The 23,278-nt window shown below is 65.9% G+C and carries 24 protein-coding genes; 9 read left to right on the top strand and 15 right to left on the bottom strand.

The window, feature by feature from the left end; all coding sequences use genetic code 11:
• Window positions 1-30: 30 nt before the first annotated feature.
• From fabD to CDI09_RS04650, 6 genes are all read right to left on the bottom strand, one after another.
• Window positions 31-1,008 carry an ACP S-malonyltransferase gene (fabD, locus tag CDI09_RS04675; protein ID WP_078527093.1) on the bottom strand — a complete coding sequence of 326 codons (978 nt, stop codon included), beginning with the start codon at window positions 1,006-1,008 and terminating at the stop codon, window positions 31-33.
• 65 nt (window positions 1,009-1,073) lie between these two features.
• Window positions 1,074-1,616: a YdcF family protein gene (locus CDI09_RS04670; RefSeq protein ID WP_236944511.1), complete on the bottom strand. Its 543-nt coding sequence runs from the start codon at window positions 1,614-1,616 to the stop codon at window positions 1,074-1,076.
• Between the two features lie 3 nt (window positions 1,617-1,619).
• Entirely contained in the window at window positions 1,620-2,894 is a 1,275-nt protein-coding gene (locus CDI09_RS04665; RefSeq protein WP_078527091.1) for a class I SAM-dependent methyltransferase, read from the bottom strand.
• 8 nt (window positions 2,895-2,902) lie between these two features.
• Window positions 2,903-3,661, bottom strand: a complete 759-nt coding sequence (locus tag CDI09_RS04660; protein WP_078527089.1) for a glycine betaine ABC transporter substrate-binding protein — start codon at window positions 3,659-3,661, stop codon at window positions 2,903-2,905.
• A 37-nt stretch (window positions 3,662-3,698) separates the two neighbouring features.
• Window positions 3,699-4,469 carry a Dabb family protein gene (locus CDI09_RS04655; protein WP_236944510.1) on the bottom strand — a complete coding sequence of 257 codons (771 nt, stop codon included), beginning with the start codon at window positions 4,467-4,469 and terminating at the stop codon, window positions 3,699-3,701.
• 35 nt (window positions 4,470-4,504) lie between these two features.
• Window positions 4,505-5,329, bottom strand: coding sequence for an acyl-ACP desaturase (locus tag CDI09_RS04650; protein WP_078527087.1), 825 nt, complete (start codon window positions 5,327-5,329; stop codon window positions 4,505-4,507).
• Window positions 5,330-5,514: 185 nt separating this feature from the next.
• Between CDI09_RS04650 and sucC the strand changes: the two genes are divergently transcribed.
• The 7 genes from sucC to CDI09_RS04615 all read left to right on the top strand — a co-directional run bounded on the left by sucC (window position 5,515) and on the right by CDI09_RS04615 (window position 12,188).
• On the top strand, window positions 5,515-6,714 hold the full coding sequence (gene sucC, locus CDI09_RS04645; protein WP_110571196.1) for an ADP-forming succinate--CoA ligase subunit beta: 1,200 nt from the start codon (window positions 5,515-5,517) through the stop codon (window positions 6,712-6,714).
• Window positions 6,715-6,717: 3 nt separating this feature from the next.
• Window positions 6,718-7,590, top strand: coding sequence for a succinate--CoA ligase subunit alpha (gene sucD / locus CDI09_RS04640; RefSeq protein WP_078527083.1), 873 nt, complete (start codon window positions 6,718-6,720; stop codon window positions 7,588-7,590).
• A 109-nt stretch (window positions 7,591-7,699) separates the two neighbouring features.
• A complete protein-coding gene (gene bioB / locus CDI09_RS04635) occupies window positions 7,700-8,710 on the top strand; it encodes a biotin synthase BioB (protein WP_078527081.1) in 1,011 nt (336 codons plus the stop codon).
• Between the two features lie 87 nt (window positions 8,711-8,797).
• Window positions 8,798-9,433 carry a 7-carboxy-7-deazaguanine synthase gene (queE, locus tag CDI09_RS04630; RefSeq protein WP_078527079.1) on the top strand — a complete coding sequence of 212 codons (636 nt, stop codon included), beginning with the start codon at window positions 8,798-8,800 and terminating at the stop codon, window positions 9,431-9,433.
• Window positions 9,434-9,435: 2 nt separating this feature from the next.
• Window positions 9,436-10,176 carry a 7-cyano-7-deazaguanine synthase QueC gene (gene queC / locus CDI09_RS04625; protein WP_078527077.1) on the top strand — a complete coding sequence of 247 codons (741 nt, stop codon included), beginning with the start codon at window positions 9,436-9,438 and terminating at the stop codon, window positions 10,174-10,176.
• Entirely contained in the window at window positions 10,169-10,696 is a 528-nt protein-coding gene (locus CDI09_RS04620) for a 6-pyruvoyl trahydropterin synthase family protein (RefSeq protein ID WP_078527076.1), read from the top strand. The genes queC and CDI09_RS04620 overlap by 8 nt, the downstream gene beginning before the upstream one ends.
• A gap of 31 nt (window positions 10,697-10,727) precedes the next feature.
• A complete protein-coding gene (locus CDI09_RS04615; RefSeq protein ID WP_078527075.1) occupies window positions 10,728-12,188 on the top strand; it encodes a SulP family inorganic anion transporter in 1,461 nt (486 codons plus the stop codon).
• A gap of 339 nt (window positions 12,189-12,527) precedes the next feature.
• Here CDI09_RS04615 and CDI09_RS04610 read toward each other — a convergent pair whose 3' ends face one another.
• The 9 genes from CDI09_RS04610 to CDI09_RS04570 form a co-directional block, all read right to left on the bottom strand.
• Window positions 12,528-13,430, bottom strand: a complete 903-nt coding sequence (locus CDI09_RS04610; protein ID WP_078527074.1) for a hypothetical protein — start codon at window positions 13,428-13,430, stop codon at window positions 12,528-12,530.
• On the bottom strand, window positions 13,427-14,377 hold the full coding sequence (locus CDI09_RS04605; RefSeq protein WP_078527073.1) for an MlaD family protein: 951 nt from the start codon (window positions 14,375-14,377) through the stop codon (window positions 13,427-13,429). Before CDI09_RS04605 ends, CDI09_RS04610 begins: the two co-directional genes overlap by 4 nt.
• The gene (locus tag CDI09_RS04600) at window positions 14,377-15,072 is read right to left on the bottom strand and encodes a P-loop NTPase family protein (protein ID WP_078527072.1); all 696 of its coding nucleotides are present in this window, start codon (window positions 15,070-15,072) and stop codon (window positions 14,377-14,379) included. Before CDI09_RS04600 ends, CDI09_RS04605 begins: the two co-directional genes overlap by 1 nt.
• A 2-nt stretch (window positions 15,073-15,074) precedes the next feature.
• A complete protein-coding gene (locus CDI09_RS04595) occupies window positions 15,075-15,971 on the bottom strand; it encodes an MlaE family ABC transporter permease (RefSeq protein WP_078527071.1) in 897 nt (298 codons plus the stop codon).
• Complete coding sequence (locus CDI09_RS04590) at window positions 15,968-18,310, bottom strand: adenylate/guanylate cyclase domain-containing protein (RefSeq protein ID WP_078527070.1); 2,343 nt, start codon at window positions 18,308-18,310, stop codon at window positions 15,968-15,970. The genes CDI09_RS04595 and CDI09_RS04590 overlap by 4 nt, the downstream gene beginning before the upstream one ends.
• 95 nt (window positions 18,311-18,405) lie before the next feature.
• Window positions 18,406-19,086, bottom strand: a complete 681-nt coding sequence (gene dnaQ, locus CDI09_RS04585) for a DNA polymerase III subunit epsilon (RefSeq protein ID WP_078527069.1) — start codon at window positions 19,084-19,086, stop codon at window positions 18,406-18,408.
• Window positions 19,083-19,712 carry a dephospho-CoA kinase gene (gene coaE / locus CDI09_RS04580; protein ID WP_078527068.1) on the bottom strand — a complete coding sequence of 210 codons (630 nt, stop codon included), beginning with the start codon at window positions 19,710-19,712 and terminating at the stop codon, window positions 19,083-19,085. Before coaE ends, dnaQ begins: the two co-directional genes overlap by 4 nt.
• Window positions 19,713-19,717: 5 nt before the next feature.
• The gene (locus CDI09_RS04575) at window positions 19,718-20,587 is read right to left on the bottom strand and encodes a shikimate dehydrogenase (RefSeq protein ID WP_078528134.1); all 870 of its coding nucleotides are present in this window, start codon (window positions 20,585-20,587) and stop codon (window positions 19,718-19,720) included.
• Between the two features lie 29 nt (window positions 20,588-20,616).
• A complete protein-coding gene (locus CDI09_RS04570; protein ID WP_078527067.1) occupies window positions 20,617-21,435 on the bottom strand; it encodes an N-formylglutamate amidohydrolase in 819 nt (272 codons plus the stop codon).
• 249 nt (window positions 21,436-21,684) lie between these two features.
• On the opposite strand from CDI09_RS04570, the gene argH reads away from it, so the two are divergent.
• Window positions 21,685-23,115: an argininosuccinate lyase gene (gene argH / locus CDI09_RS04565; RefSeq protein WP_078527066.1), complete on the top strand. Its 1,431-nt coding sequence runs from the start codon at window positions 21,685-21,687 to the stop codon at window positions 23,113-23,115.
• Entirely contained in the window at window positions 23,112-23,273 is a 162-nt protein-coding gene (locus tag CDI09_RS18050) for a hypothetical protein (RefSeq protein ID WP_167370228.1), read from the top strand. Before argH ends, CDI09_RS18050 begins: the two co-directional genes overlap by 4 nt.
• Window positions 23,274-23,278 lie beyond the last annotated feature (5 nt).

The raw sequence follows: 23,278 nt of genomic DNA, 5'->3' as shown, positions 1-23,278 counted from the left end.
CCCCCGGCTGCCATGACCGGGAGCGTTGTTTCAGCGCGCAGCCAGATAGGCTTCGATATCGGCGGGCGTGCCGACCGAGCGGGTCGCGACATCGCCATTGATGCGCCTGACCAGCCCTGCCAGCACCTTGCCCGAGCCGATCTCGACAAAGCTGTCCACGCCCATGGCCGCCATGGCATCCACGCTTTCGCGCCAGCGCACGGTGCCGGTAATCTGGCGCACCAGCAGGTCGCGGATCGTGGCCGGATCGGTAACCTTGGCTGCCGTTACGTTGGCCACTACGGGCACGACGGGGGCCTTGATCTCGGCCTCGTCCAGCGCCTTGCGCATGGCTTCGGCTGCGGGTTCCATCATCGAGCAGTGGAAGGGAGCGGAGACCGGCAGCTTGAGCGCGCGCTTGACGCCCTGCGCTTTGGCCAGATCGATGATGCGGTCAATCGCCGCCATCTCGCCCGCCACGACCACCTGGCCGCCGCCATTGTCGTTGGCCACCTCGATGATCTGTCGGTGCGTTTTACCCGCTTCATCGGTAAACGTCGCGGCCTCGGCGCACAGGCTGGCGGCGCGCGCCATGTCCATGCCCACGCCAATCAGCGCCGCCATGCCGCCCTTGCCCGGCGGCACCGCGGCCTGCATGGCGTTGCCGCGCAGGCGCAGCAGGCGGGCGGTCTGGGCAATACCCAGCGCACCGGCCGCCGCAAGGGCGGAATATTCGCCCAGCGAGTGGCCTGCCACCAGGGCCACATCGCGCCTGATGTCCACGCCGCCTTCGCGCTCCAGCACCCGCAGCACGGCCAGCGAGACGGCCATGAGCGCGGGCTGGGCATTGTCGGTGCGGGTCAGGTCCTCCATCGGGCCTTCGAACATGAGTTTGGAGAGATGCTGGCCCAGCGCCTCATCAACTTCCTGAAACACTTCCCGCGCCGGGGCGAAGGCCTCGGCGAGGTCGCGCCCCATTCCAACTGACTGACTTCCCTGGCCGGGGAAAACAAAGGCTTGCACAGGCATAACTTCCATCCAGACTAATATGGTTCTTGGGTTCATCCGCGTGATGCGGGCTGGGGCGGGCAGTGTCAATCACCATCACGCCCCGCGCGGAGCAGGTGGAGCGAGAGCAGCAGCACATCCCACGGCACGGCCGCAACCTCGCGCAGGCGCCAGAACCACCGCCTGCCCCACCGGCGCGCGGCGGGCACGCGTGGCGGTGGCACGCGCAGCACCGGCCACCCCATCATGCGCATGAGTACAAGGCAGCGCGGCAGGTGATAGCTGCTGCTCGCCACTGCCACCGGCCCCACATGCCCGCGCTGGCGCAGCAGCCGCGTGCAGGCGATGACAGAGGCCAGCGTGTCGGGCGCCGTGCCCTCCACCAGCAGCGCATCAGGCGGCACGCCCGCTGCCCCGAGCAGCGTGGCCATCACCTCGCCCTCCCGCATGCCGGAAGGGTGGGAGGGACCTCCAGTAGGGATATACAGCACCGGAGCGTGGGCCTCGCCATAGGCATGGGCTGCGGCCAGCCGCAGCCACAATGTGCGCCCCGGCGAGCCGTCCGGCTGCAGCTTCGCCCCGAATATGACCACGGGCAACATGCAGCCCGCCTGCCTGTCGATCTGCATGGCTCAGGCAGGCGCGCGCAGCAGCACCCGGTTGAGTGATTCCAGCGTGGTGAACATCTGCGCCCAGATCCTGGCGAAGCGGCTGGCCGAGACACCACGCGTTTCCATGATCGTGGCAAGTTCGGCCACCGTGCGCTCGCCATCTATCAGCGGCAGGATGCCGCGCGCCTGCGGCGGTAGGGCAATGGAAACCTGAAGCGTGCCGAATGCGAAGGGCAGCCGGTCATCCGCCCCCATCATGCGGGCAAGTTCAAGACCAGGGATCTCGCGCATGATGGGCACCGCTGCCGGTGCAAGCGGGTCAGCCCGCGTAACCGGCTCGCTGCCACGGCACACATAGGCGACATGGGTGGCCATGTTGCCTGCCACGTCCTCCGCCACGGCCTGGCGGGCGCGTTCGGGCAGGGCCGCAATCCGCTCGCGCAGGCGCGGGTCGGGCAGCAGCAGGGCGGGGTCGTAGCGGGCGGGTTCCATCAGGCAGCTTGCCGCAAGCCCCGCGCGGTCAAGCAGGGCGTGAAAGGCGGTGATGTCATAGGCGCGGTCACGCGGGTTGAGCAGCAGGTCATACAGTCCCGCGTCGCCCCCGGTCAGATGATCGCCAAAATTGGTGTTCTGCCGCAGCCACGCGGTCGCGGGCAGATGGCGCATGACGCGGCGGGCCACGTCGAGCCGCCCTTTTGGCGCTTCATCCACCGGGGCGAGGCGCTCAAGGGCATCCTGCAGCATGTACACGCCCGTGCGGCCATAGGGTGCATAGACCATAAGCCCCATGCCGCCACCGGGCGCAAGCACGCGCTCAAGGGCCGCAAGCCCGGCATCGGGGTCGGGCAGATGGTGCAGCACGCCGCAGCAGTCGATGTAGTCGAACGGGCCGGGGGCGACCTGCGCGATATCGGTCAGGTCGCCGCGCACGAAGCGCATGTTCTCCAGCCCGCGCGCCGCCGCGCGTCTGCTCACAATGTCAAGCGCCGCAGGCGAGCGGTCGAGGCACAGCACCTCGCCCGCTCGCCCGGCACGGGCCATGTGGGTGGCCAGCATGATCGCGCCATCGCCCGTGCCGCACCCGGCCACCAGCACCCGCAGCGGCTGCGCGCGCGGGCGGGTGGCGCCAAATACCCAGTAATCGATCTCGCGCAGGTGGCTGGGGCTGCCAATCAGCAGCCTGCTTTTTTCCTCACGCGGGTCACGGGCGGGATAGGGGTAATGCTCGTACTGGGCGAGCAGCCCGGCATCACGTCCGTCATGCGGGGCGGGGGCGGCGCTTTCATCGCGGGTCATGGTGGGCCTCAGCGCGGCAGCAGCTTGCCACGCTGCCAGGCCTCGGCGGCGTCTTCAGCGCTCATGCCCTCGAAGCGCATGGCATGATCGAGCGCGCTGACCACCTTGTTGCCCAGCGTCAGCTCGTCAAGCTCGTCGAGCAGGTCGGTATCCATTTCCGGCCGGGCGGCCGAACGCAGCAGGATGCGGGCTTCCTGCTCCGCGCCGTAGCTGCCCTTGGGGTCATCAAGCGCAAGCAGCTTCTGGCCGTAATGCACGAAGGACGGCTGCCATGCGGGAATGATCTCGGGCAGGCTGCCCTCAAGCACCTGGGCTGCATGGTCACAGGCTTCCGCATCAGGGCGCGCGGCGATGGTGTAGCCCGCCTCGGTCAGGTTATAGGCGGCCACGACCTGGCGCACCCGGTCGAGCAGCGAGGCGGGGGTCACGATCTCGCGGTTTACGGGGCAGTCCGCCGCGGCAAGCCCGGCAATCGAGGTCACACCCGTAGCCGCGGCCTCGGGCACGCTCCAGCCAAAGGCGGGGCGATAAAGCTGGCCGAAGGCTTCCATGCCCAGTTCGGGGGCAAGGAAGGCGCCGTCCACATCAGGCAGCCAGGCGGAAACGAACAGGTCCACATCGCCACGGCGCATGTGCTCGATCATCTCCGCGCGCGGGGCAACGACGTATTCGATTTCCAGCTCATAGGCTTCAAGCACGCGGGCAACAGCGGCGGCCGAGGCCTGCTGCACGGTTTCATCGAGGTGCCCGAGGGTCACGGTGGTCATGTAGTTCTACTCCTTGGTGGCAAGTTTGCCCGGCCCGTCAGCCCTGCTGCTGGGGAACCTGCGCCGCATGCCCGGTCTGGACCGGCGCCCTGTACTGGGGATGCGCGGCAGCAACGGCATAATCAAATACGAGGGTGGTGACGATATAGGGCGCCGCGAATTTCTTGAAGGCTTCATGCGCGGGGTCGAAATAGGCCGGGTCGGTCACGACCGGGCGGCCTACGTAATAATTGCGATCCCCCTCCGAGCGGAAGGTGACCACGAAGGCCTGCTGCAACCCTTCGTCCACGCCCTCGCCGCTGATCTGCGCGCCGGTCTCGATCGAGACCACCACGGCCGAGCCGTCTTCACGGCGCGAAGTACGGGCCAGCGCCATGAAGCGCTGCACCACCTCGGCGCGCTGGGCATCGGTAATGGTGGGCACAAAACGGAACAGGACGATATGGCGCACAAGCCCGCGGTGAAAATTCGCCGAGGTGAAGTGCAGCAGCCCGACCTGCGATGCCATGAGCCGCTCGGCGCGCGTGGCGTCGCTGATCGGCGGCTCGGCAGGCGCTTGCGTCCCGGCAGCCGGAGCCGGAGCAGTAGCCGGGACCGGGGCAGGAGCCGAAGCGGCAGCCGGAACCGGGGCGGGCACCGCAGGCGTAGTGTCAGCCGCCGGGGCCGAAGCGGGGGCCGGAGCAGAGGCCACGGCAGCCGCCGGAACCTGCGGCGCAGGCGCGTCTTCCGCCCACGCGGTTCCTGCCATGAACATGCAGCCCGCCGCGATGATGGCAGCCTGTCCCGCCCTGATGTCACGCACCTTCATTCAGTCTTCATTCCTTTTCGTGCAGCAGCCCGGGGTCAGGCGGCGGCGGTCATCCGCGCGAATTTGCGCTGGCGCATCATGAGCAGCCGGTACACCGCGCTGCTGAGCAGCCCGCTCAGCCGCCCGTGGGGCGCCCAGCCAATGGTCTTGAGAATCATGCCCGTGACCCGCACGGCATGGCGCGGCTTGTACAGCCGCAGCGCGCGCGACATGTAGGCCGCGATGCAGCGCCGGTGGTCGTAGGGCATGGAGGCGGGCTCGTTGGTGGTATGGAAGGCGGAGGCGAGTTCGTCATCCTCGCTTTCCGTCACCCGGCCCAGCGCTATGCGGGTGCGCTGCCACACGCCAAGGCGCTCACGCCGCAGGTAGCGGTGCATGTGGTCATAGAACAGCTTGAAGTGCCGGTATTCATCGGCCGCGATCTGCTTGCATATGGCCTTGAGCAATGGCTCGTCGGTTGCATCGGCCAGCGCGGTGTAGAAGGAGGAGGTGCCCGTCTCGACCATGCAGCGCGCGATCAGCTCCCCCGTGCGCGAGCCGCGTATGGAGGCATCCACCTCAAGGTCAAGGCTGTAGGCCTTCTGGTAGCGGGCGAAGGCGGTCATGTAGTCCCAGCCGGGGTCGGCCAGCATGGCCCAGCGGCCCAGCGCATCGCCGTGCTGCACTTCCTCTACCGCCCAGTTATCCGCCGCACGGGCAAAAGCGGGGTCATCGGCAAAGACATTCTTCAGGTAGCGGGCGTAATCAAGGCCATTACGTTCCACAACAGAAGCCGCCTTGATGACGGGTATCATGTCAGGGTCCACCCGTTGCGGGTCGAAACTGTTCCAGTTCATCTGTTCAATGCGCCAGTGTTTCATCGCAACCTGCTCTTGTGCTTTTTCTCCACGAAGGCGCGCGCAGCGTGCCATTGAGGGAGAGGACATGACACATGTTTCATGTTTACGCCAATCCTGACACCTTATCCCCCCTGTCATTGCGCGACCAAATCATGCTAGGGGCCTAGCCCGACACCGCCAATAAGAACGACAGATTGGGTCGCCACATGAATATCCATGAATATCAGGCAAAGGCGCTCCTGCGCTCCTACGGCATGCCCGTGCCTGAAGGACATGCCGCCACCACAGCCGAGGAAGCTGCCGCCGCAGCCGGGGCGCTTGGCGCGCCGGTTACCGTGGTCAAGGCGCAGATCCACGCCGGTGGGCGCGGGGCCGGGCATTTTGCGGGCAAGCCCGAGGGCAAGGGCGGCGTGCGCCTCGCCCGTACTCCCGCCGAGGTGACGGAAGCCGCCAGCGCCATGCTTGGCCAGGTGCTGGTTACCAAGCAGACCGGGCCTGCGGGCCGCGTCGTGCGCACGCTGTATGTCGAATCCGGCTGCGATATCGCGCGCGAGCTGTATTTTTCAATGCTGGTCGACCGGGTGACCGGGCGCGTGGTCATTGTCGCATCCCCCGATGGCGGCATGGAGATCGAGGAGGTCGCCGCCCGCACGCCCGAGCGCATCTTCAAGGAATATATCGACCCTGCAAAGGGCCTGTGCGACTACCAGTCACGCGAGCTTGCCGTGCGCCTGGGCCTGAAGGGGCGCGAGATCCGCGCGTTCCAGGCCGTGGTGCGCGCGGCCTATACCGCGTTCACCAGCCTTGACGCCGCCATTGTCGAGGTCAACCCGCTGGTCGTGACCGGAGCGGGCGACCTGCTGGCACTCGACGCCAAGATGTCGTTCGACGAGAACGCGCTCTACCGCCACCCCGAGATCGCGAAGCTGCGCGACGAGCACGAGGAAGACCCCCGTGAGCGCGAAGCCGCCGAATACGGCCTGGCCTATGTGGGGCTGGACGGCAATATCGGCTGCATGGTCAACGGCGCTGGCCTGGCCATGGCCACGATGGACATCATCAAGATGGAAGGCGAGGAGCCTGCCAACTTCCTTGATGTCGGTGGCGGCGCTTCAAAGGAGCGCGTGGCGGCGGCTTTCCGCATCCTCATCGGCGACCCCAAGGTGCGTGGCATCCTGGTCAACATCTTTGGCGGCATCATGCGCTGCGACGTCATTGCCGAGGCCATCATCGCCGCCTCGCACGAGACCGGGCTGAACGTGCCGCTGGTCGTGCGCCTGGCGGGTACCAATGTCGATCGCGGCAAGGCGCTGCTGGCTGAATCCGGCCTGACCATCATCCCCGCCGATGACCTGGGCGATGCCGCCCGCAAGATCGTAGCCGCCGTCCGTAACGCGGGAGCCTGAGCCATGTCCATTCTCGTCAACAAATCCACCAAGGTGATCACGCAGGGCTTTACCGGCGCGCAGGGCACCTTTCACACCGAGCAGGCGCTGGCTTACGGCACCCACATGGTGGGCGGCGTAACCCCCGGCAAGGGCGGCAGCGTGCATCTGGGCCTGCCCGTGTTCGACACGGTGGCGCAGGCGCGGGCCGCAACCGGGGCCGAGGCTTCGGTCATCTACGTACCGCCCGCAGGCGCCGCCGATGCCATCCTTGAGGCCATCGCGGCCGGTATTCCGCTGATCGTGTGCATTACCGAGGGCATTCCCGTGCAGGACATGGTGCGCGTGCGCGCCGCCCTCGAGCAGTCGGGCAGCCTGCTCATCGGCCCCAACTGCCCCGGCATCATCACGCCCGATGAATGCAAGATCGGCATCATGCCCGGCCCCATCCACCGCCGCGGGCATGTGGGCATCGTCTCGCGCTCGGGCACCCTGACCTATGAGGCCGTGGCCCAGACCACCGCCATCGGCCAGGGCCAGAGCACCTGCGTGGGCATTGGCGGCGACCCGGTCAAGGGCATGGACTTCACCGATGTACTCGCCCGCATGATCGAGGACCCCGACACGCATTCCATCGTCATGATTGGCGAGATCGGCGGCACGTCGGAAATTGACGGGGCGGAACTGATCCGCGCAAGCGGCACGCACAAGCCCGTGGTCGGTTTCATTGCGGGCGCCACCGCCCCTCCCGGTCGCCGCATGGGCCATGCGGGCGCGGTCATTACCGGCGGGCACGAGACCGCGAGCGCCAAGATCGAGGCCCTGCGCGAGGCGGGCATCCATATCGCCCCCAGCCCCGCCGAACTGGGCACGACACTGGCCCGCGTGCTGGGCTGACCCCCGTTTCCGGCGATGGCCCCATAGCAATAAAAGAGTGGCCATCGCCGGTTTTGTATGGCACAGCCGAAAGCGTTTCTTCCACTATCCGCCAGAGGACCCAAGCCCGATGCCCGATGGGAGCAGCCCGGATACCCTGCACTTGCATGGCACCTCCATGCCTCCCGTCCGCACGGACTGGACGCGCGATGAGGTCGCGGCCCTCATGGCCCTGCCCTTCCCCGACCTGATCTACCGGGCACAGACCGTGCATCGCGCACGCTTCGACCCGACCGAGATGCAGATCTCCACCCTGCTGTCGATCAAGACCGGCGGCTGCCCCGAGGACTGCGCCTACTGCCCGCAGAGCGCAGTGCATGAGGATGGCGGCGTCAAGGCCAGCCGCCTCATGGCAGTGGAGGAAGTGCTGAAGGAAGCCCGCGCCGCCAAGGCCGCGGGTGCCGCGCGCTTCTGCATGGGGGCCGCCTGGCGCAGCCCCAAGGAGCATGACCTCGAGACCGTGTGCGCCATGGTCGAGGGCGTCAAGGCGCTGGGACTGGAAAGCTGTGTGACCCTGGGCATGCTCGACAACCGGCAGGCGCATAAGCTCCGGGATGCCGGGCTGGACTACTACAACCACAATATCGATACCTCGCCCGAATATTACGGCGACATCATCTCCACCCGCACCTTTCAGGACCGGCTCGATACGCTGGAGAACGTGCGTGACGCGGGCATCAATGTCTGCTGCGGCGGGATCGTGGGCATGGGCGAGGACAGCACCGACCGTGCAGGCATGATCGCGACACTGGCCAGCCTGCCCCGCCACCCCGAGAGCGTGCCGATCAACATGCTCGTGCGCGTGGAAGGCACCCCGCTTGCCGATAAGGCCGAGGCGGTTGACCCGATCGAGTTCGTGCGCACCATCGCTGCGGCCCGCATCACCATGCCCGCCAGCCGCGTGCGCCTTGCCGCGGGCCGCGAAGACATGACCGATGAAGCGCAGACCCTGTGCTTTCTGGCGGGTGCGAACTCCATTTTCTATGGCGAGCGCCTGCTGACCACGCCCAATCCCGCAGCCCTGCGCGACCGACAGTTGCTTGACAGGCTGGGCATGCATACATCTGACAAACAGGGCTGAACCCGACGCGGCCGGGCGGGGACCGGCCAGGGGCATTTTCCCATGCTGGCCCTGTAATCTGGCCACGTGCATCACGAAATCTGGAACATGTCCTATACCGTAAAGGAAATCTTCCCCACCCTGCAGGGTGAGGGCGCACAGACTGGCCGCACCGCCGTGTTCTGCCGCTTTGCAGGGTGCAACCTGTGGAGCGGGCTGGAGCGTGACCGCGCGCAGGCGACCTGTCAGTTCTGTGATACGGATTTCATCGGAACGGATGGAACGGGTGGCGGCCGCTTTGCTGATGCCGGCGCTTTGGCCGATGCCATCGCAGCGCAATGGCCCGGCCCTGATGCCGCTCGGGCCTTTGTGGTGTTTACCGGCGGCGAGCCCCTGCTCCAGCTTGATGCGACGCTGATTGCCGCAGTCCAGGCGCGTGGGTTTGAAGTGGCGGTGGAAACCAATGGCACCCTGCCTGCGCCCGCTGGCATCGACTGGCTATGCGTCAGCCCCAAGGCGGGCGCTAAGCTGGTGCAGAAATCGGGGCATGAACTCAAGCTGGTCTATCCCCAGCCCGACCTGCAACCCGCCGATGTGGCGGGACTGGATTTCGAGCAGTTCTGGCTCCAGCCCATGGATGATGCTCGCCGCAACCAGAATACGGCGGCAGCGGTTGACTACTGCATGCGCCACCCGCAATGGCGGCTGTCGCTCCAGACCCACAAGCTGATCGGGATCCCCTGAACATGAGCGTTTCCCCTCCTCCCCCCTCCAGGTCCGAGAATGAAGCAGCCCTGGTCCTGTTTTCCGGCGGGCAGGATTCAGCCACGTGCCTGGCCTGGGCGCTGGCGCGGTTTGGCCGGGTGGAAACGCTGGGGTTCGATTACGGGCAGCGCCATGCAGTGGAACTGGAATGCCGCGCCACGCTGCGCGATGGCATGGCACGCCTCAACCCCTCATGGGCGCAGCGCCTCGGCGCCGACCATACGCTTGACCTCGCCGCCCTTGGCACCGTGTCGGACACGGCCCTGACGCGCGAAGCGGAAATCGCCCTCACCGAAGATGGCCTGCCCAATACCTTTGTGCCCGGCCGCAACATAATTTTCCTTACCTTTGCCGCAGCACTGGCCGCGCGGCGCAATATCCGCCACATCGTGACCGGCGTGTGCGAGACGGACTATTCCGGCTACCCCGACTGTCGCGATGACACGATCAAGTCCCTGCAGGTCACCCTCAACCTGGGCATGGCCAGCCATTACATCCTGCACACGCCACTCATGTGGATCGACAAGGCCCAGACATGGGACCTGACCGAGCAGCTTGGCGGCGATGCGCTGGTGCGGCTGATCAACCACGAGAGCCATAGCTGCTACCTTGGCACGCGCGGCGCGCTGCATGCATGGGGGCATGGGTGCGGCACATGCCCGGCCTGCCTGCTGCGCAAGGCAGGATGGGAGCGGTTCATGGCACAAAAACACCATGTTTGAACTGGTCTTCAGCCGCCGCTTTTCCATGGCGCACCGGCTGCTGGCAGGCAGTAGCGAGCGCTGCGCCCTGCCACATGGGCATAATGAATATGTGCGCGTGCACCTGCGCGCGACCACGCCCGCCCCGCTTGATGGCGGCACCAACATGGTCATGCCCTTCGAGCGCGCCAAGGGCGTGTGGCACGGCTTTATCGACAACCATGTCGACCATGCGCTGCAACTTGCCGAGGGCGACCCGCTGCTGGCCTGGTTCCGCACGCATGAACCCGGGCGCGCGGCCCGCATCATGGTCACGCCGGGCGACCCCACGACCGAACTGCTGGCCTGCCTGCTCATGGCCAAGCTCAATGCCTTCCTCGCCGCCGATGGCGGGGCGCTGAGCTGTGCGGCCATCGAAATAGAAGAAACACCCACCAACACGGTCCGTTACACCGGCGACCCGCTCGCGGTGCTGCCCCAGCCCCGCGCGGCGCCCCATTGCTGGTGGCGGCGCGCGGACATGACCCTAGCCGACACCTGATTTCCCTACCCTGAAAGGCCCTGTTTCTTACATGTCAGCACTCGCCCGCTACCGCCACGAATGGTTCGGCAATATCACGCGCGACACTCTGGCCGGGATGGTCGGAACATTTGCGCTGATCCCCGAGGTCATCGCGTTTTCCTTCGTGGCGGGAGTGGACCCGGCCGTTGGGCTTTATGCCTCCTTCGTCATCAGCGTGGTCATTGCGTTCACGGGCGGCCGGCCGGGCATGATCTCGGGGGCCGCAGGCTCGGTGGCGCTGGTGGCGGCAGCGCTGGTGCGCGCCCATGGCGTGCAGTACCTGCTGGCGGCCACCTTGCTGTGCGGCCTGCTGCAGGTATTGTTCGGCATCCTCAAGCTCGATGTGCTCATGCGCTATGTCTCGCGGCCGGTGCGCACCGGGTTCGTCAATGCGCTGGCCATCCTGATCTTTTCGGCCCAGCTGCCGCACATGCTGCATGTAACCTGGCATACCTATGCCATGATCGCGCTGGGGCTTGTCATCATCTACACGGTGCCGCGCTTCTTTACTGCCATCCCCTCGCCGCTCATCTGCATCGTGGTGCTGACGGTGGTGGCCGTGGCCTGGCCCATGCCGCTGCACACGGTGGCCGATCTTGGCCGCCTGCCTGACAGCCTGCCGCATCTGGTCTGGCCCGATGTGCCGTTCTCGCTTGATACGCTGGGCATCATCGCCCCCTACGCCCTGGCCATGGCCAGCGTGGGCGTGCTCGAATCCATGATGACCGCCCGCGTGGTCGATGACATGACCGACACCCACAGCAGCAAGAAGCAGGAATGCATGGGCCTTGGCGTGGCCAACATTGCGGTGGGCCTGTTTGGTGGCATCGCGGGGTGCGGCATGATTGGCCAGACGGTGGGCAACTTGCGCTATGGCGGGCGGGGGCGGCTTTCCACCTTTGTGGCGGGCGCGTTCCTGCTGCTGCTGATGGTGGCATTGCGCCCGTGGGTGGCGCAGGTGCCGGTGGCGGCCCTCGTTGCGATCATGATCATGGTCTCGGCCAGCACGTTCTCGTGGGGGTCGCTGCGTGATCTGGCGCACCATCCGCGCACGACCAGCATCATCATGCTGGCCACCGTGGCGGTTGTGGTGGGCACGCATGACCTTGCCGCGGGCGTGGCCGTGGGCGTACTGCTCAATGGCCTGTTCTTCGCCTTTCAGGTGTCGAACATGCTGTCGGTCACCAGCACGCTTTCCCCCGATGGCCAGATACGCACCTATATCGTGAACGGGCAGGTTTTCTTTGCATCATCCGACGGTTTTACCGATGCATTTGACCTGCATGACACCGCCCGCGACATCACCATCGACCTCACCCACGCCCATCTGTGGGACATGACGGCGGCAGGCGCCGTGGAAGAACTCGTGGGCCGGATGAAGGCGCAGGGCATGCAGGTGCGCCTGACCGGACTGAACACGGCCAGCGCCACGCTGATCGAGCGGCATACCGGACTGGAAAGCCTGACCTGAGCGGGATGGGGCGTCATGCCCTCTCCTGATCTTTTTCAGGAAGGCTGCCTGAAATCATAAAATAGTTTAAGCGGCCGCCTCCTTCCCCACTTCCTGAAAAGCAGGTCCGCCTGACTGGCAGGCCATATCTGGCAAAAGCGCAACCGGGAGCCTGCCGCACAGGCCGGGCAGATGGAGACGGGTCATGGTGGCGCCAGACATCTTTTTCCGGAATGCCGCCTGCATGGGAAGGCAGGCTCAGGCGCCATGCCGCCCCTGCCGGACGGCCATGACCCTCCCTTTCCCCATATCGTAAAAGACACCCTGCGGCGCGCATGCACGCCGCAGGGCATCGGGCCACTATTTCGCGCTTTTGCCCGTACCTGTGGCCGAGGGTGCGGCGGGTATGGCAAAAGGATCGGCTACCGACGCCGTTCCGGCAAGCCTGGCCCACTGGTCGGCTGCCGTCGTATCCCCGGCCTGCCGCGCGCTCTGGCTGGCACGGGCATAGAGCTGGGCCGCAGCCTGCGCATTGCCTGCTTTCGTCGCCGCACGGGCGGCTACGCCCAGGGCGCGGGCCATGTCACGGTAATGCACCTGTGTCTGGCGGATGGTCGCAGCCTGCAGCGCATCCTGCCAGGCGGTCTGGGCGCTACCACCGGTGGCGAGCAGGTTACGGGCCGCCATCTCCCTGGCGTCGGCACCCCAGCTATCGGGCAGCTTGCCGGTCAGGGTCTCGAAATATGCCGCGACCGAGGCCAGGGTTGCGCTATCCCCGCTTTCATCAGCAATCAGCCCGCGGATGAACTGGCCTTTTTCGGCAATGTCAGGATCCTGCGCGCCTGCAGCAAGGGCAGCCTGTTTCGCGGCTTCCGCCTCGCGGCCCAGGCGGTGCAACGCACCGGCCTGCACCAGGTCCAGCCCCGTATCATCCGTTGTCTGCCCACGCAGCGCCAGCGCCGCACGGGTCGAGGTAATGGTGGCCAGCGCATCCTGCGGCTTGTTTTCATCAAGCTGCACGGTAGCCAGATTGTAGCCTGCATCGCCTATGGCCGTTACATCATCCCGCGCCACGGCACGCTCGCCTGCCGCACGGTACTGCTGCTCGGCCACCGCAAGGCGGTCAAGCCCCACGGCATCGCGTCCGGTATCCATATCCTGCGAGAGGGTGCTGTCGGTCGGGGGAGCAGGCTTCTGTGCCCCGCCGCAGGCAGCAAGGGCCAGTGCCAGGCCCAGTGCCGCGTAGTCCTTTTTCATCATCATGGCTGCACCTTCTGCGCGGGAAGACGGGCATGGCCTTTCTTCACCTTGTTACCGCTACCACCCAGCAGCCACATGCCCCGCATCTGATCGACCAGCTTCTGCAGGCTGCTCGCCGTGGTCTGGGCCTGCACCAGAAGGACCGGCAGTTGCTGGCTGGCATCCTTCAGGTTGCCGGTAATGGCAGGCGTGGCGTTGCTCAGGTCGCCCGTCGCCTTCTGCACGTTGCTCATCGAGGCGCTCGCCTTGTCCATCACGACGGCAAGCTGCTTCTCGATCGGGGTCAGCTGGCTGACCGTGGCGTCAAGGCTGGTAATCATCTGTTCCGCCTGGCGGATCAGGTCATCATTGGTCATGAGCCGCCCGATGGACCCCTTGCCCGCGTGCATGTCGGTAATGGTGGCATCGAGCGTTGCCATCATGTGCTGGGCATTATCGAGAACCGGGATCACACGGTCACGGATGTCACTGAAGGTCTGGGTAATGGTATCGGCCGGGTTGGGCGCGTTGGTGGCGCTGAGCACGGCGTAGCTCCAGTCCAGCTTTTCGCCCACGCCGCGCGAGATGTCGATATAGCTCGCCCCCGCCACCACGAAGCGCTTGCGGATGATGGCCGTGCTGTCATGGCGGATATAGGGTTCGATGTCGGGGTCGATCTCGGCAATGGCGTACATGCCGCCCGATGGGTTGATACGCACGCGGCGCACCGTGCCCGCATGGATGCCCATCACCTCGAGGTCATCACCAACAGAAAGGCCGCTCACCCCGTTTTCAGGCAGCACGATGCGCAGCCTGCCCGCGGGCGTGAGCCAGTCGCGCAGCACGCCAGCCTCGATCACCGCGCCGAACAGGATGACCAGGGCAACCAGAACGAGAATGCCCACCCATTCATCGGCGTAACGGACGCGCACAAGCTGCCGGATTCCGTCTGACTGTTGTTTCTGCACCATTACACCACCCGCAGGGAAAAAAGACCTTCGTCGAGAAGGCGCATGTGGATATTCACCGCCTTGCGATATTCATGCCACGCGGCAGAGGAGCGGACGAACCACAGCACCCCGCAGCCACGGTCGCGCGCGGCGGTCATCGTTTCAAAAAACGGCAGGACCGTCTCTTCTGGCAGCATGTCGGAAATATCTTCCAGTATCAGCAGGTCGGGCCGCCCCATGAAGGCGCGCACGCAGGCCGCCCGCGCCAGATCCGCGCCAGAAAGCCGGTCTGGCGCGGTAACGGGCAGGCCGGGAAAGCCGAATGTATGCCCAAGCTCGGTCGCGCGCCGGACCACGTGATCGAACGGGTCTGTCGTATGGTACAGGTGTGGCAGCATGATGTTGAGATGCGTGCCGAACAGGCTCAGCCAGCTACCATGGCGCGAGATGCGCCCGATGCGCCCGCGCAGCGCATTGAGCTGCCGGTCATACAGCGTGCTCCAGTCCAGCCCCATGAACCTGATGCTGCCCTGCGTGAGCGGGATCATGCCGGTGCACAGATCGGCGAACATGGCGGCACGCTCGAAATCACGGCAGTCGATCACCGCGCATTCGCCTGGCATGATGCGCAGGTTGTAGGGCGCGGGCATGAGGCCACTTTCCTCGAACGAGGGCACGGCGTCGCGTAGTTCCAGCAGGGGCGCGTTTGCTGCCATGGTCAGAAATCCAGCATGAAGAGGATATTGACCACCAGCACCAGCATGATCCCGCGGGCGAAGCCGCGCGGCATGATGGTGGCCATCGTATCGTTACTGCTTACGGTCAGCCCCGAAATACACGCCCCCAGCCCGACAAAGAAACCGACCAGCACGAATTTGAGCGGGATGATGAGGTAATCCCACGTGGTCATGGCGACCAGCACGTTGAAGAAGAACGTCCAGACCGAGGAGGTGATCGCCCCGCTGGCATGCGCCACCACAAAGCCCATGAGCAGCGACACGACCGCAAAGATCATGCCCAGCGTAAAGCCCCCCACCGTAAAGGCGAAGGTACGTGGCATGACCAGCGCCAGGAAGGGGTCGATGCCACGCGCCTGCAGGCCGCGCACCTCGCCGCCAAGCACCATCATGCCGATCTCGGTCAGCGAAAGCATGCCGCTGCGGCCCATCAGGATGATGCCGACGAGGATGGGCGCGATTTCACGCACCAGAACCGATACCAGGATCGAGCCCGTCATCTGCGCCATGCCAGCATAACCCAGCCAGTACGCCGCCTGCGACACCACCATGAGTCCCGCAAGCGTAGCGGTAACGACAATGCTCAGGAAACCGCCGCCAATGACCTGCCGCAAGGTGGCGCGGAATTCATAGATGACCGGCCTGCGCCATGAATTGGGGCGCAGGCTCTCACGCAGCGTGCCCCATCCGGCCCCGATCAGCAGCAGGGTGAAGCGGACCTGATGGCGCGTCAGCCGCCCGATGGCGGCAAGCCAGGGCGCAAAACGCCCGATCAGCGTGGCGACGCGGCCCGTATCCTTGCTGTCCTCTGGCGGGCCCATCTGGGCCAGCATGCCTGATGCCTGCTGCTCGGGCGGCGGGGGAGAGGTATCGGTCATCGCCGCCCGGCCAGCACATAGGTGCGCGTCAGCCCCGCGCCGGGAATGAAGAAGCGCCCGCGCTCACGGAACAGGAAGTTCTGGCGCAGCTGATGATAGACATCCTCCGTCACCTGAATGGTGCCCACATCAGGCGCGCCCTGCGCCATCATCTCGGCCATGCCCATGGCGTCGCCCCACAGGTTGAAGGCCTGCGGCGCCTTGCCAAGCATGCCACCAAAAACGGGGCCGACATCAATGCCGATGCGGAAGACGGGGTCGAGGTCCGCCTTCGACAGCACGGCCAGCGTGTTTTCACGCATCATCAGCGCCGCGTTGGCCATGCGGAAGACCGCCCCCTTGTCGGGCGTGTGCGAGCAGCCTGCAACGCACACCACGCGGTGGCCGAGCATGCGGATGGAGAACAGCCCGCACTGGTGGGCGATGTCCTGCAGCATGCCCGCCATCGAATCGATCAGCTTGAGGTTGGCCATCGGGTCGTTCTGGGCCGTCATGACCATGTCCGACAGGCTGATGACCATGATGGCCACGGCAGGGAAGAACCCTTCCATGCCGGCCAGGTCCTCCGCCGAGGTCTGGGCATTCATGCCCAGGCTGCCGGGCGCGAGCAGGAAGCCCTGGCTGGGGTCATGCGGCACTTCATCGGGCGAGGGCTCGGATTCCAGCTCCTCGCGCGCGGCGGCGACCGCCGTGTAATGCTGCGCGGAGAAGCGTGCCGCCGTAACGCCCGCCATCATTTCCACAAAGTGGGAGACCACCTCCGCCCGTGGCGCATCCTCAAGCGTGATTACGCCCACCGGACCGCTGCTGCCCAGAATGGGGCTGCAGAACAGCGCCTGACTGCCAAACGAGCGCATGTAGACGCGGTAGAACGCGCCCACCCGCTCATCGGCCGCCGCATTGTCCGTTGTCAGCGCATCACCATGCGAGACGGCATCGAAGAAGGTCTTGAGGTCCGTGGTGGCCATCTCGAAGCCACCGGAATGCACATCTTGCTGCCGGTCATAGGAATCGATGCACATCAGCGTGTGCCCGTCATGCAGGATACGCCAGATGGCGGCGCGGCGGGCATGGGACTGATCGGCCAGCGTTTCGGTCAGGAGCAGGGCGTTATCTTCGGGGTTGAACAGGTCCGGATAGGACGCGACCGATTGCAGGGCATGGCTCTCGTAATTGGCCACGGCGCGGGACTGCGCAATCTGCGCGCGCATGCGGTCGGCCCGGCGCGCCTGAAGGAACAAAAGCAGCCCCAGCCCCGAGGCCAGGATCACGACAAGCACGGTGAACAGCAGGTTCTGCCGCCCATCCGCCATGGCGAAATGCGAGAAATCATCCTCGGGCGCCACGAGCAGCAGCACCCAGTTATCGGTGCCAACCGGCAGGTTGGCCGTGATGGTGACGTAAGCCTTGCCTTTTACGCTGACCGTGCGCGCGCCATCGCCATGCACGCGGTATTCATCAAACGCCTTGGTCATGACCGGAAAATGCTTCGGGTCGAGCTTCATCCTGTCGGGGTCGCCACCTGCGGCGGCCTCGGCCTCCTGCATGCCGTGGCCTGCCAGCACATGCCCCTCGCGGTCCATCAGGATGGCGTTTCCGCTCTCGCCAATGCGCAGGGAATTGAGGAATTTGTTCAGATGCGCCAGCGACATGTTGATGGCATAGACATAGGTCTTGTCATCCTGCCCCTTGTAGGGAATGGCCGCCGTAAGCGTAAGCTGCCGGGTCACTTCCACAATGTAGGGGTGGGTCCAGTGCAGTTGGCCTGCCTTGACCGTATCGGCAAACCAGGCATGGCCACGCGGGTCGTAGCTACCGGCCGGGGTCTGCCACTGCTTGAGCACCTTGCCGTTGGCGTCACGCAGTTCATGGGTGAAGACGGGCGGCTTGTCCGGCTGCCTGACCAGAGTGGTCAGGGCCACCTGCTGGTCGTTCTCGCCATGTTCGAGCGTGCTGAAATTGCCATCGCCATCAGCGATGTAGAAAGACTGGATCTGCGGCACGTTCCGCATCATGGTGCTGCTGTAGCCCATGAAAATCTTCTGTTCCACCGCGGGCGCGCCATGTTCGAGCATGTCACGCGCCACCACGCTGCCAGCCGATGCCGGGGCGAGGAAGGAATTGACTTCCTTGGCGATGTAATCCTGCTGGCTGACCAGCAGCTCATGCGTCAGGGCCAGCGCGCCGGTGCGCACCGTGCGGTAGGAGTGCCAGCCAAAGCCTGCGATGATGGCAATGATGCCCACCACGCACGCCACGGGCACGCCCACATGCAGCAGGAAACGCTTGACCTGATCGGAAGGGGCAATCGTGGGATCGACAATCTCGTCCGTGGACAATGCTCTCTTCCTGTTCAACACATCAGGGCCAGTGAAGCGGCAAGACTAGACCAAAGCCACCCGAACGGCCACTCCCTTTGTTACATACCGCCTATTCAGGCCAGCCACACAGGATCGGACAGGGCCGCCACAAAAGCCTGGTGGGCCTCGATTTCGGCCGTGTCGGGCCGCACGCGCACGGTCACATGCCCTTCCGGCCGCACATAGGCATAGGTGGCGATGCCGCCGCCCCCTTCATCCACCGACAGGCCCAGCCCGCGCTGGCGGCCGCCGGTCAGTTCCAGATAGACCTCGGCAAGCAGCTTGCAGTCGAGCAGGGCGTTATGGGTGGTGCGGGCCGAGAGGTCGATGCCAAAGCGGCGGCACAGCGCATCGAGGCTGTTGGGCATGCCGGGAAAACGCTCGCGCGCCATGTCCAGCGTATCAACCATGCGCCCCATGTCGAGTTCGGGCAGGCGGGCGCGGGCGAGTTCCGCGTTCAGGAAGCCGAAGTCGAAGCGCGCATTATGGGCGACCAGCGGGTCGTTGCCCACGAATTCCAGGAAACCGGGGGCAATTTCGGCAAATTTCGGCTTTCCCTCAAGGTCGGCATAGGTAAAGCCATGCACGCGGGAGGCTTCCTCGGGCACGTCGCGCTCGGGGTCGATGAGCACATGGAAATTATTGCCCGTGGGCAGGTCCCCCATCAGTTCCAGCGCCGCGATTTCAATCACGCGGTCACCCTTGAGGGGGTCAAGCCCCGTGGTTTCGGTATCGAACAGGATGGAGCGTTTCATGCGGGCCTTCCCCTGCGGGCCGCCAATGCGGCGGGGCCTGCCGCGTGCATGGCGTGCAGCAGGCGCCTGACCTGCCGCAGCGTGTCATGCCGCGACAGCCCGGTTTCAATCACGATATCGGCCCTGCGCCGCCGCGCGGCATCGGGCATCTGGCGGGCCAGCACGGCGTCAAGCTGCGCGGGTGTCATGGTGCCACGCCGCAGCACGCGGGCGCGCTGGATCGCGGCGGGCGCGCTGACCACCACCACCTTGTCACAGATCCGCTCGGCCCCGGTCTCGAACAATAGCGGAATATCGAGCACCACCCACCGGCACCCGTCACGCCGCGCACGCTGGAGGAAGCGCGTGCGCGCGACCCGCACCAGAGGGTGCACAATACCCTCAAGCCCGCGCATGATGGCAGGATCAGCCAGAGCCGCGCGCCGCAGCGCCGCGCGGTCCAGCACGCCATCACGCACGCAGCCGGGCACCAGTTTTTCAATGGCGGGCAGCGCGCGGCCATGCGGGGCCTGAAGCGCACGCACCTGCGCATCGGCATCGAACACCCGCAGGCCCGCGCGGCGCAGCAGGGCGGCCATGGTGGACTTGCCCATGCCGATCCCGCCCGTAAGGCCGAGCACCCGCATGGCGTTCAGCCCCCCGCGTGGGGCGCGCGCAGGTCAGCATCAAGCAGCGCTTCGACCTCCGGGCCGATGGCAGGCTTCGCGCCAAACCATTTTTCAAACCCCAGCCCGGCCTGATGGATCAGCATGCCCAGCCCATCGACCGTGCGCAGGCCATGCCCGGCGGCAAGTTGCAGCAGCCCGGTGCGGCGCGGCACGTAAACGATGTCACACACCACAAGCCCGGCATCGGCCTGTGCCAGATCGAGCGGGAAAGCGGCGTCATCCGCGCCTTCCATGCCAATCGAGGTGGTGTTGACCAGCAGCGTGCAGCCCGCCAGCACGTCACCTGCCCGCGCCCAGTCGATAACCTCGATTCCCTCCAGCAGGGCGGCCAAGGCCTCGGCGCGGGCGCGGGTACGGTTGGCAATAATCACCTGCACGCCCCGGTCGAGCAGGCTGGCGGCGATGGCGCGCGCCGCCCCGCCCGCGCCAAGCAGCAGGGCGCAGCCGCCACGCACCGGCACACCATGCGCCTCGACATTGGCCACGAAGCCATCGCCATCGGTGGAATAGCCCTCGATCTGGCCATCGGCGGCAAAAACCAGCGTATTGACCGAGCCCGAGCGCTGCGCCGAGCGGTCAAGGCGGTCAACGATACGGTAGGCGGATTCCTTGTGCGGGATGGTCACGTTCACCCCCCTGAAGCCTGCGGCCTGCAGGCCTTTCACCGCCGTATCAAACGTGCCGGGCCGCACGGGCAGCGGCACGTAAGCGCCATTGATGCCGCCCTGCGCCAGCCAGAAATTATGCATGAGCGGCGAGCGTGAATGCGCCACCGGCCAGCCGATCACCCCCGCAAGCGCGGTATGCCCATCAATGCGGAGGCTGCGTTCCATAATGTTGTTCATGAACGGCGTGTTCCTGCTCAGTGGCGGTATTCTTCCCAGGCGCGGGGCAGGATGCGCGCCAGCCGCGCCGCCCACCGGGCCTGCCCCTCGGGGGTTGCGATCAGGTCCTGCCTGATCTCGATTTCCAGATACGGCAGCCCGCGCCCTTCGGCATGGACCGGCACGGTATAGTCATTCACATCCGTCAGCGCATAGGGCTCGTTACTGCCCACCACCAGCCCGTCTTCCGCCGCCAGAAGGTCGCGCACGCGCAGGCCGAAGGCGGGGTTGCGGTTATGCAGCACGCCCGTATGCCACGGCCGCGCCTGGCCGTTCATGCAATCGGTAAAGCTGTGCAGCGAGACCAGCACCACGGGCAGGCCGGCCTCGAGCCGCGTGGAAATCTCGCCGCTGATCTTCTGGTGATAGGGCAGGAAGATTTCCTCCACCCGGCAGCCTTCCGCATCGGCGCTGAGATCGGCATTGGCGGGCACCGGCGTGCCATCGCTTTCGCGCACGATGGAGGTGGGGTGCCCCGGCGCGCGGTTGCAGTCGATCACGAGGCGGGAATAGGCCTGCTCGATCAGCACGCAGCCCAGTTGCGCGGCCAGCAGGCGCCCGGTTTCGGCCATGCCCAGGTCACAGGCGATGTGGCGCGCGCGGTCCTGCGCACTCACCCCCATGTCGCCCAATGCGGCGGGAATGGCCTGGCCCGCATGGTCGCTGACCAGCACGAAGGGCAGCCCCCCTGCCATGGGCACGCCATCGAGCGCCGACGGGCCGAACTGGATGACTGGCGCCGGGTCGGCCGGGGTCAGCAAACGTGACGGCTCCTGTGCAAGGGCTGCATGGTGCATTGTGGCGTAACGTCCTCTGCCATGGGCGGGTTGGGCGCCGACATTACAGCCCCGGCCCGCCAAGTGAAAGACCCCGCCGGGGCCTCGCGCCGCAACCCCGCCCCGCGCCACCGCCCCATGCGCGCAGGATTGCTGCGCGCCATGATTGTATCTGCCGCGCCGCGCCGGTAGGGTGCGCGGCGCGCAATGGCATTTTGCCATGAAGGCGCGCCATAATCCTTTTCACACTTGGGGTAGCTGGAACACAGGATGCCGGGGAACGCAAAAACGCTGACGGATCAGGACGCGCACAAGGCGAACGCTCAATGGGGCGGGCGCTTTGCCGGGGGGCCTGCGGCCATCATGCAGGACATCAATGCCTCGATCGGCTTTGACAGGGCGCTGTGGCGGCAGGACATCGCGGGCTCGAAGGCCCATGCCGCCATGCTCGCGAAAACCGGCATCATTTCCGGCGAGGACGCCAGGGCCATTACCGAGGGGCTGGACCAGATCGGCCGCGAGATCGCGGCGGGCACGTTCGAATTCAGCACCGCCCTTGAAGATATTCACATGAATATCGAGGCCCGCCTGTCCGACCGCATTGGCGAGGCGGGCAAGCGCCTGCATACCGCGCGCTCGCGCAATGACCAGGTGGCGACCGATTTCCGCCTGTGGGTGCGCGATGCGATTGACGGGCTGGACCAGCAGGCGGCCTCCCTCATGCGCGCGCTTGCCCGCCGCGCGCTCGAGCATGCGGCAACGCCCATGCCCGGCTTCACCCACCTGCAGACCGCCCAGCCCGTGACCTTTGGCCATCACCTCATGGCCTATGTCGAGATGCTGGCCCGCGACCGGGGCCGCCTGAGCGATGCCCGGCGCAGGCTCAACGAATCCCCGCTCGGCTCGGCGGCGCTTGCGGGCACGTCGTTCCCCATCGACCGGAACATGACGGCCCATGCGCTGGGCTTCGACCGCCCCACCGCCAATTCGCTCGATGCCGTGTCGGACCGGGATTTCGCGCTGGAATATCTCTCGGCCCTGTCCATCATGGCGATGCACCTTTCGCGCCTGGCGGAAGAAATCGTGATCTGGTGCTCGGCCCCCTTCTCGTTCATCCGCCTGTCCGATGCGTTCACCACCGGCTCGTCCATCATGCCGCAAAAGCGCAACCCGGACGCCGCCGAGCTGGTGCGCGCCAAGGGCGGGCGCATCACCGGCGCGCTGGTCGGGCTGCTTACGGTCATGAAAGGCCTGCCGCTGGCCTATGCCAAGGACATGCAGGAAGACAAGGAACCCGTCTTCGCCGCCACCGATGCCGCCACCCTGTGCCTTGCCGCCATGGATGGCATGGTGCGTGACCTCACGGTCAATGAAGCGCAGATGCGCGCCTATGCCGGGTCCGGCTTCTCCACCGCCACTGACCTGGCCGACTGGCTGGTGCGCGTGCTCAAGGTGCCCTTCCGCACCGCGCACCATGTTACGGGTCGCCTCGTGGGCAAGGCAGAAGCAAAAGGCGTGGGACTGGCCGAGCTGAGCCTTGCCGAAATGCAGGAAGAGGAAGCGGGCATCACACAGGACATCTTCTCGGTGCTGAGCGTCGATTCCTCCATCGCCTCGCGCACCAGCCCTGGCGGCACGGCAGCCGGTAACGTGCGCGCACAGGCCACGCGCTGGCTTGAAACACTGGGAGCAAAAGCATGAACACCCTGACCGCCCTGCGCCGCCACGCGCCGCGCCTGATGCTCATGCTCGCCATGCTTGCCGCCATGAGCGCCACACTTGGGGCCTGCGGGCGCATTGGCAACCCGCACCAGCCCAGCAAGGAGTTCTACAACACCTACCCCGACAAGAACCGCTAAGGCCC

It is taken from the genome of Komagataeibacter nataicola, assembly GCF_003207795.1.
GTDB lineage: Bacteria > Pseudomonadota > Alphaproteobacteria > Acetobacterales > Acetobacteraceae > Komagataeibacter > Komagataeibacter nataicola.
This window is presented reverse-complemented; position numbering and strand designations above follow the sequence as displayed.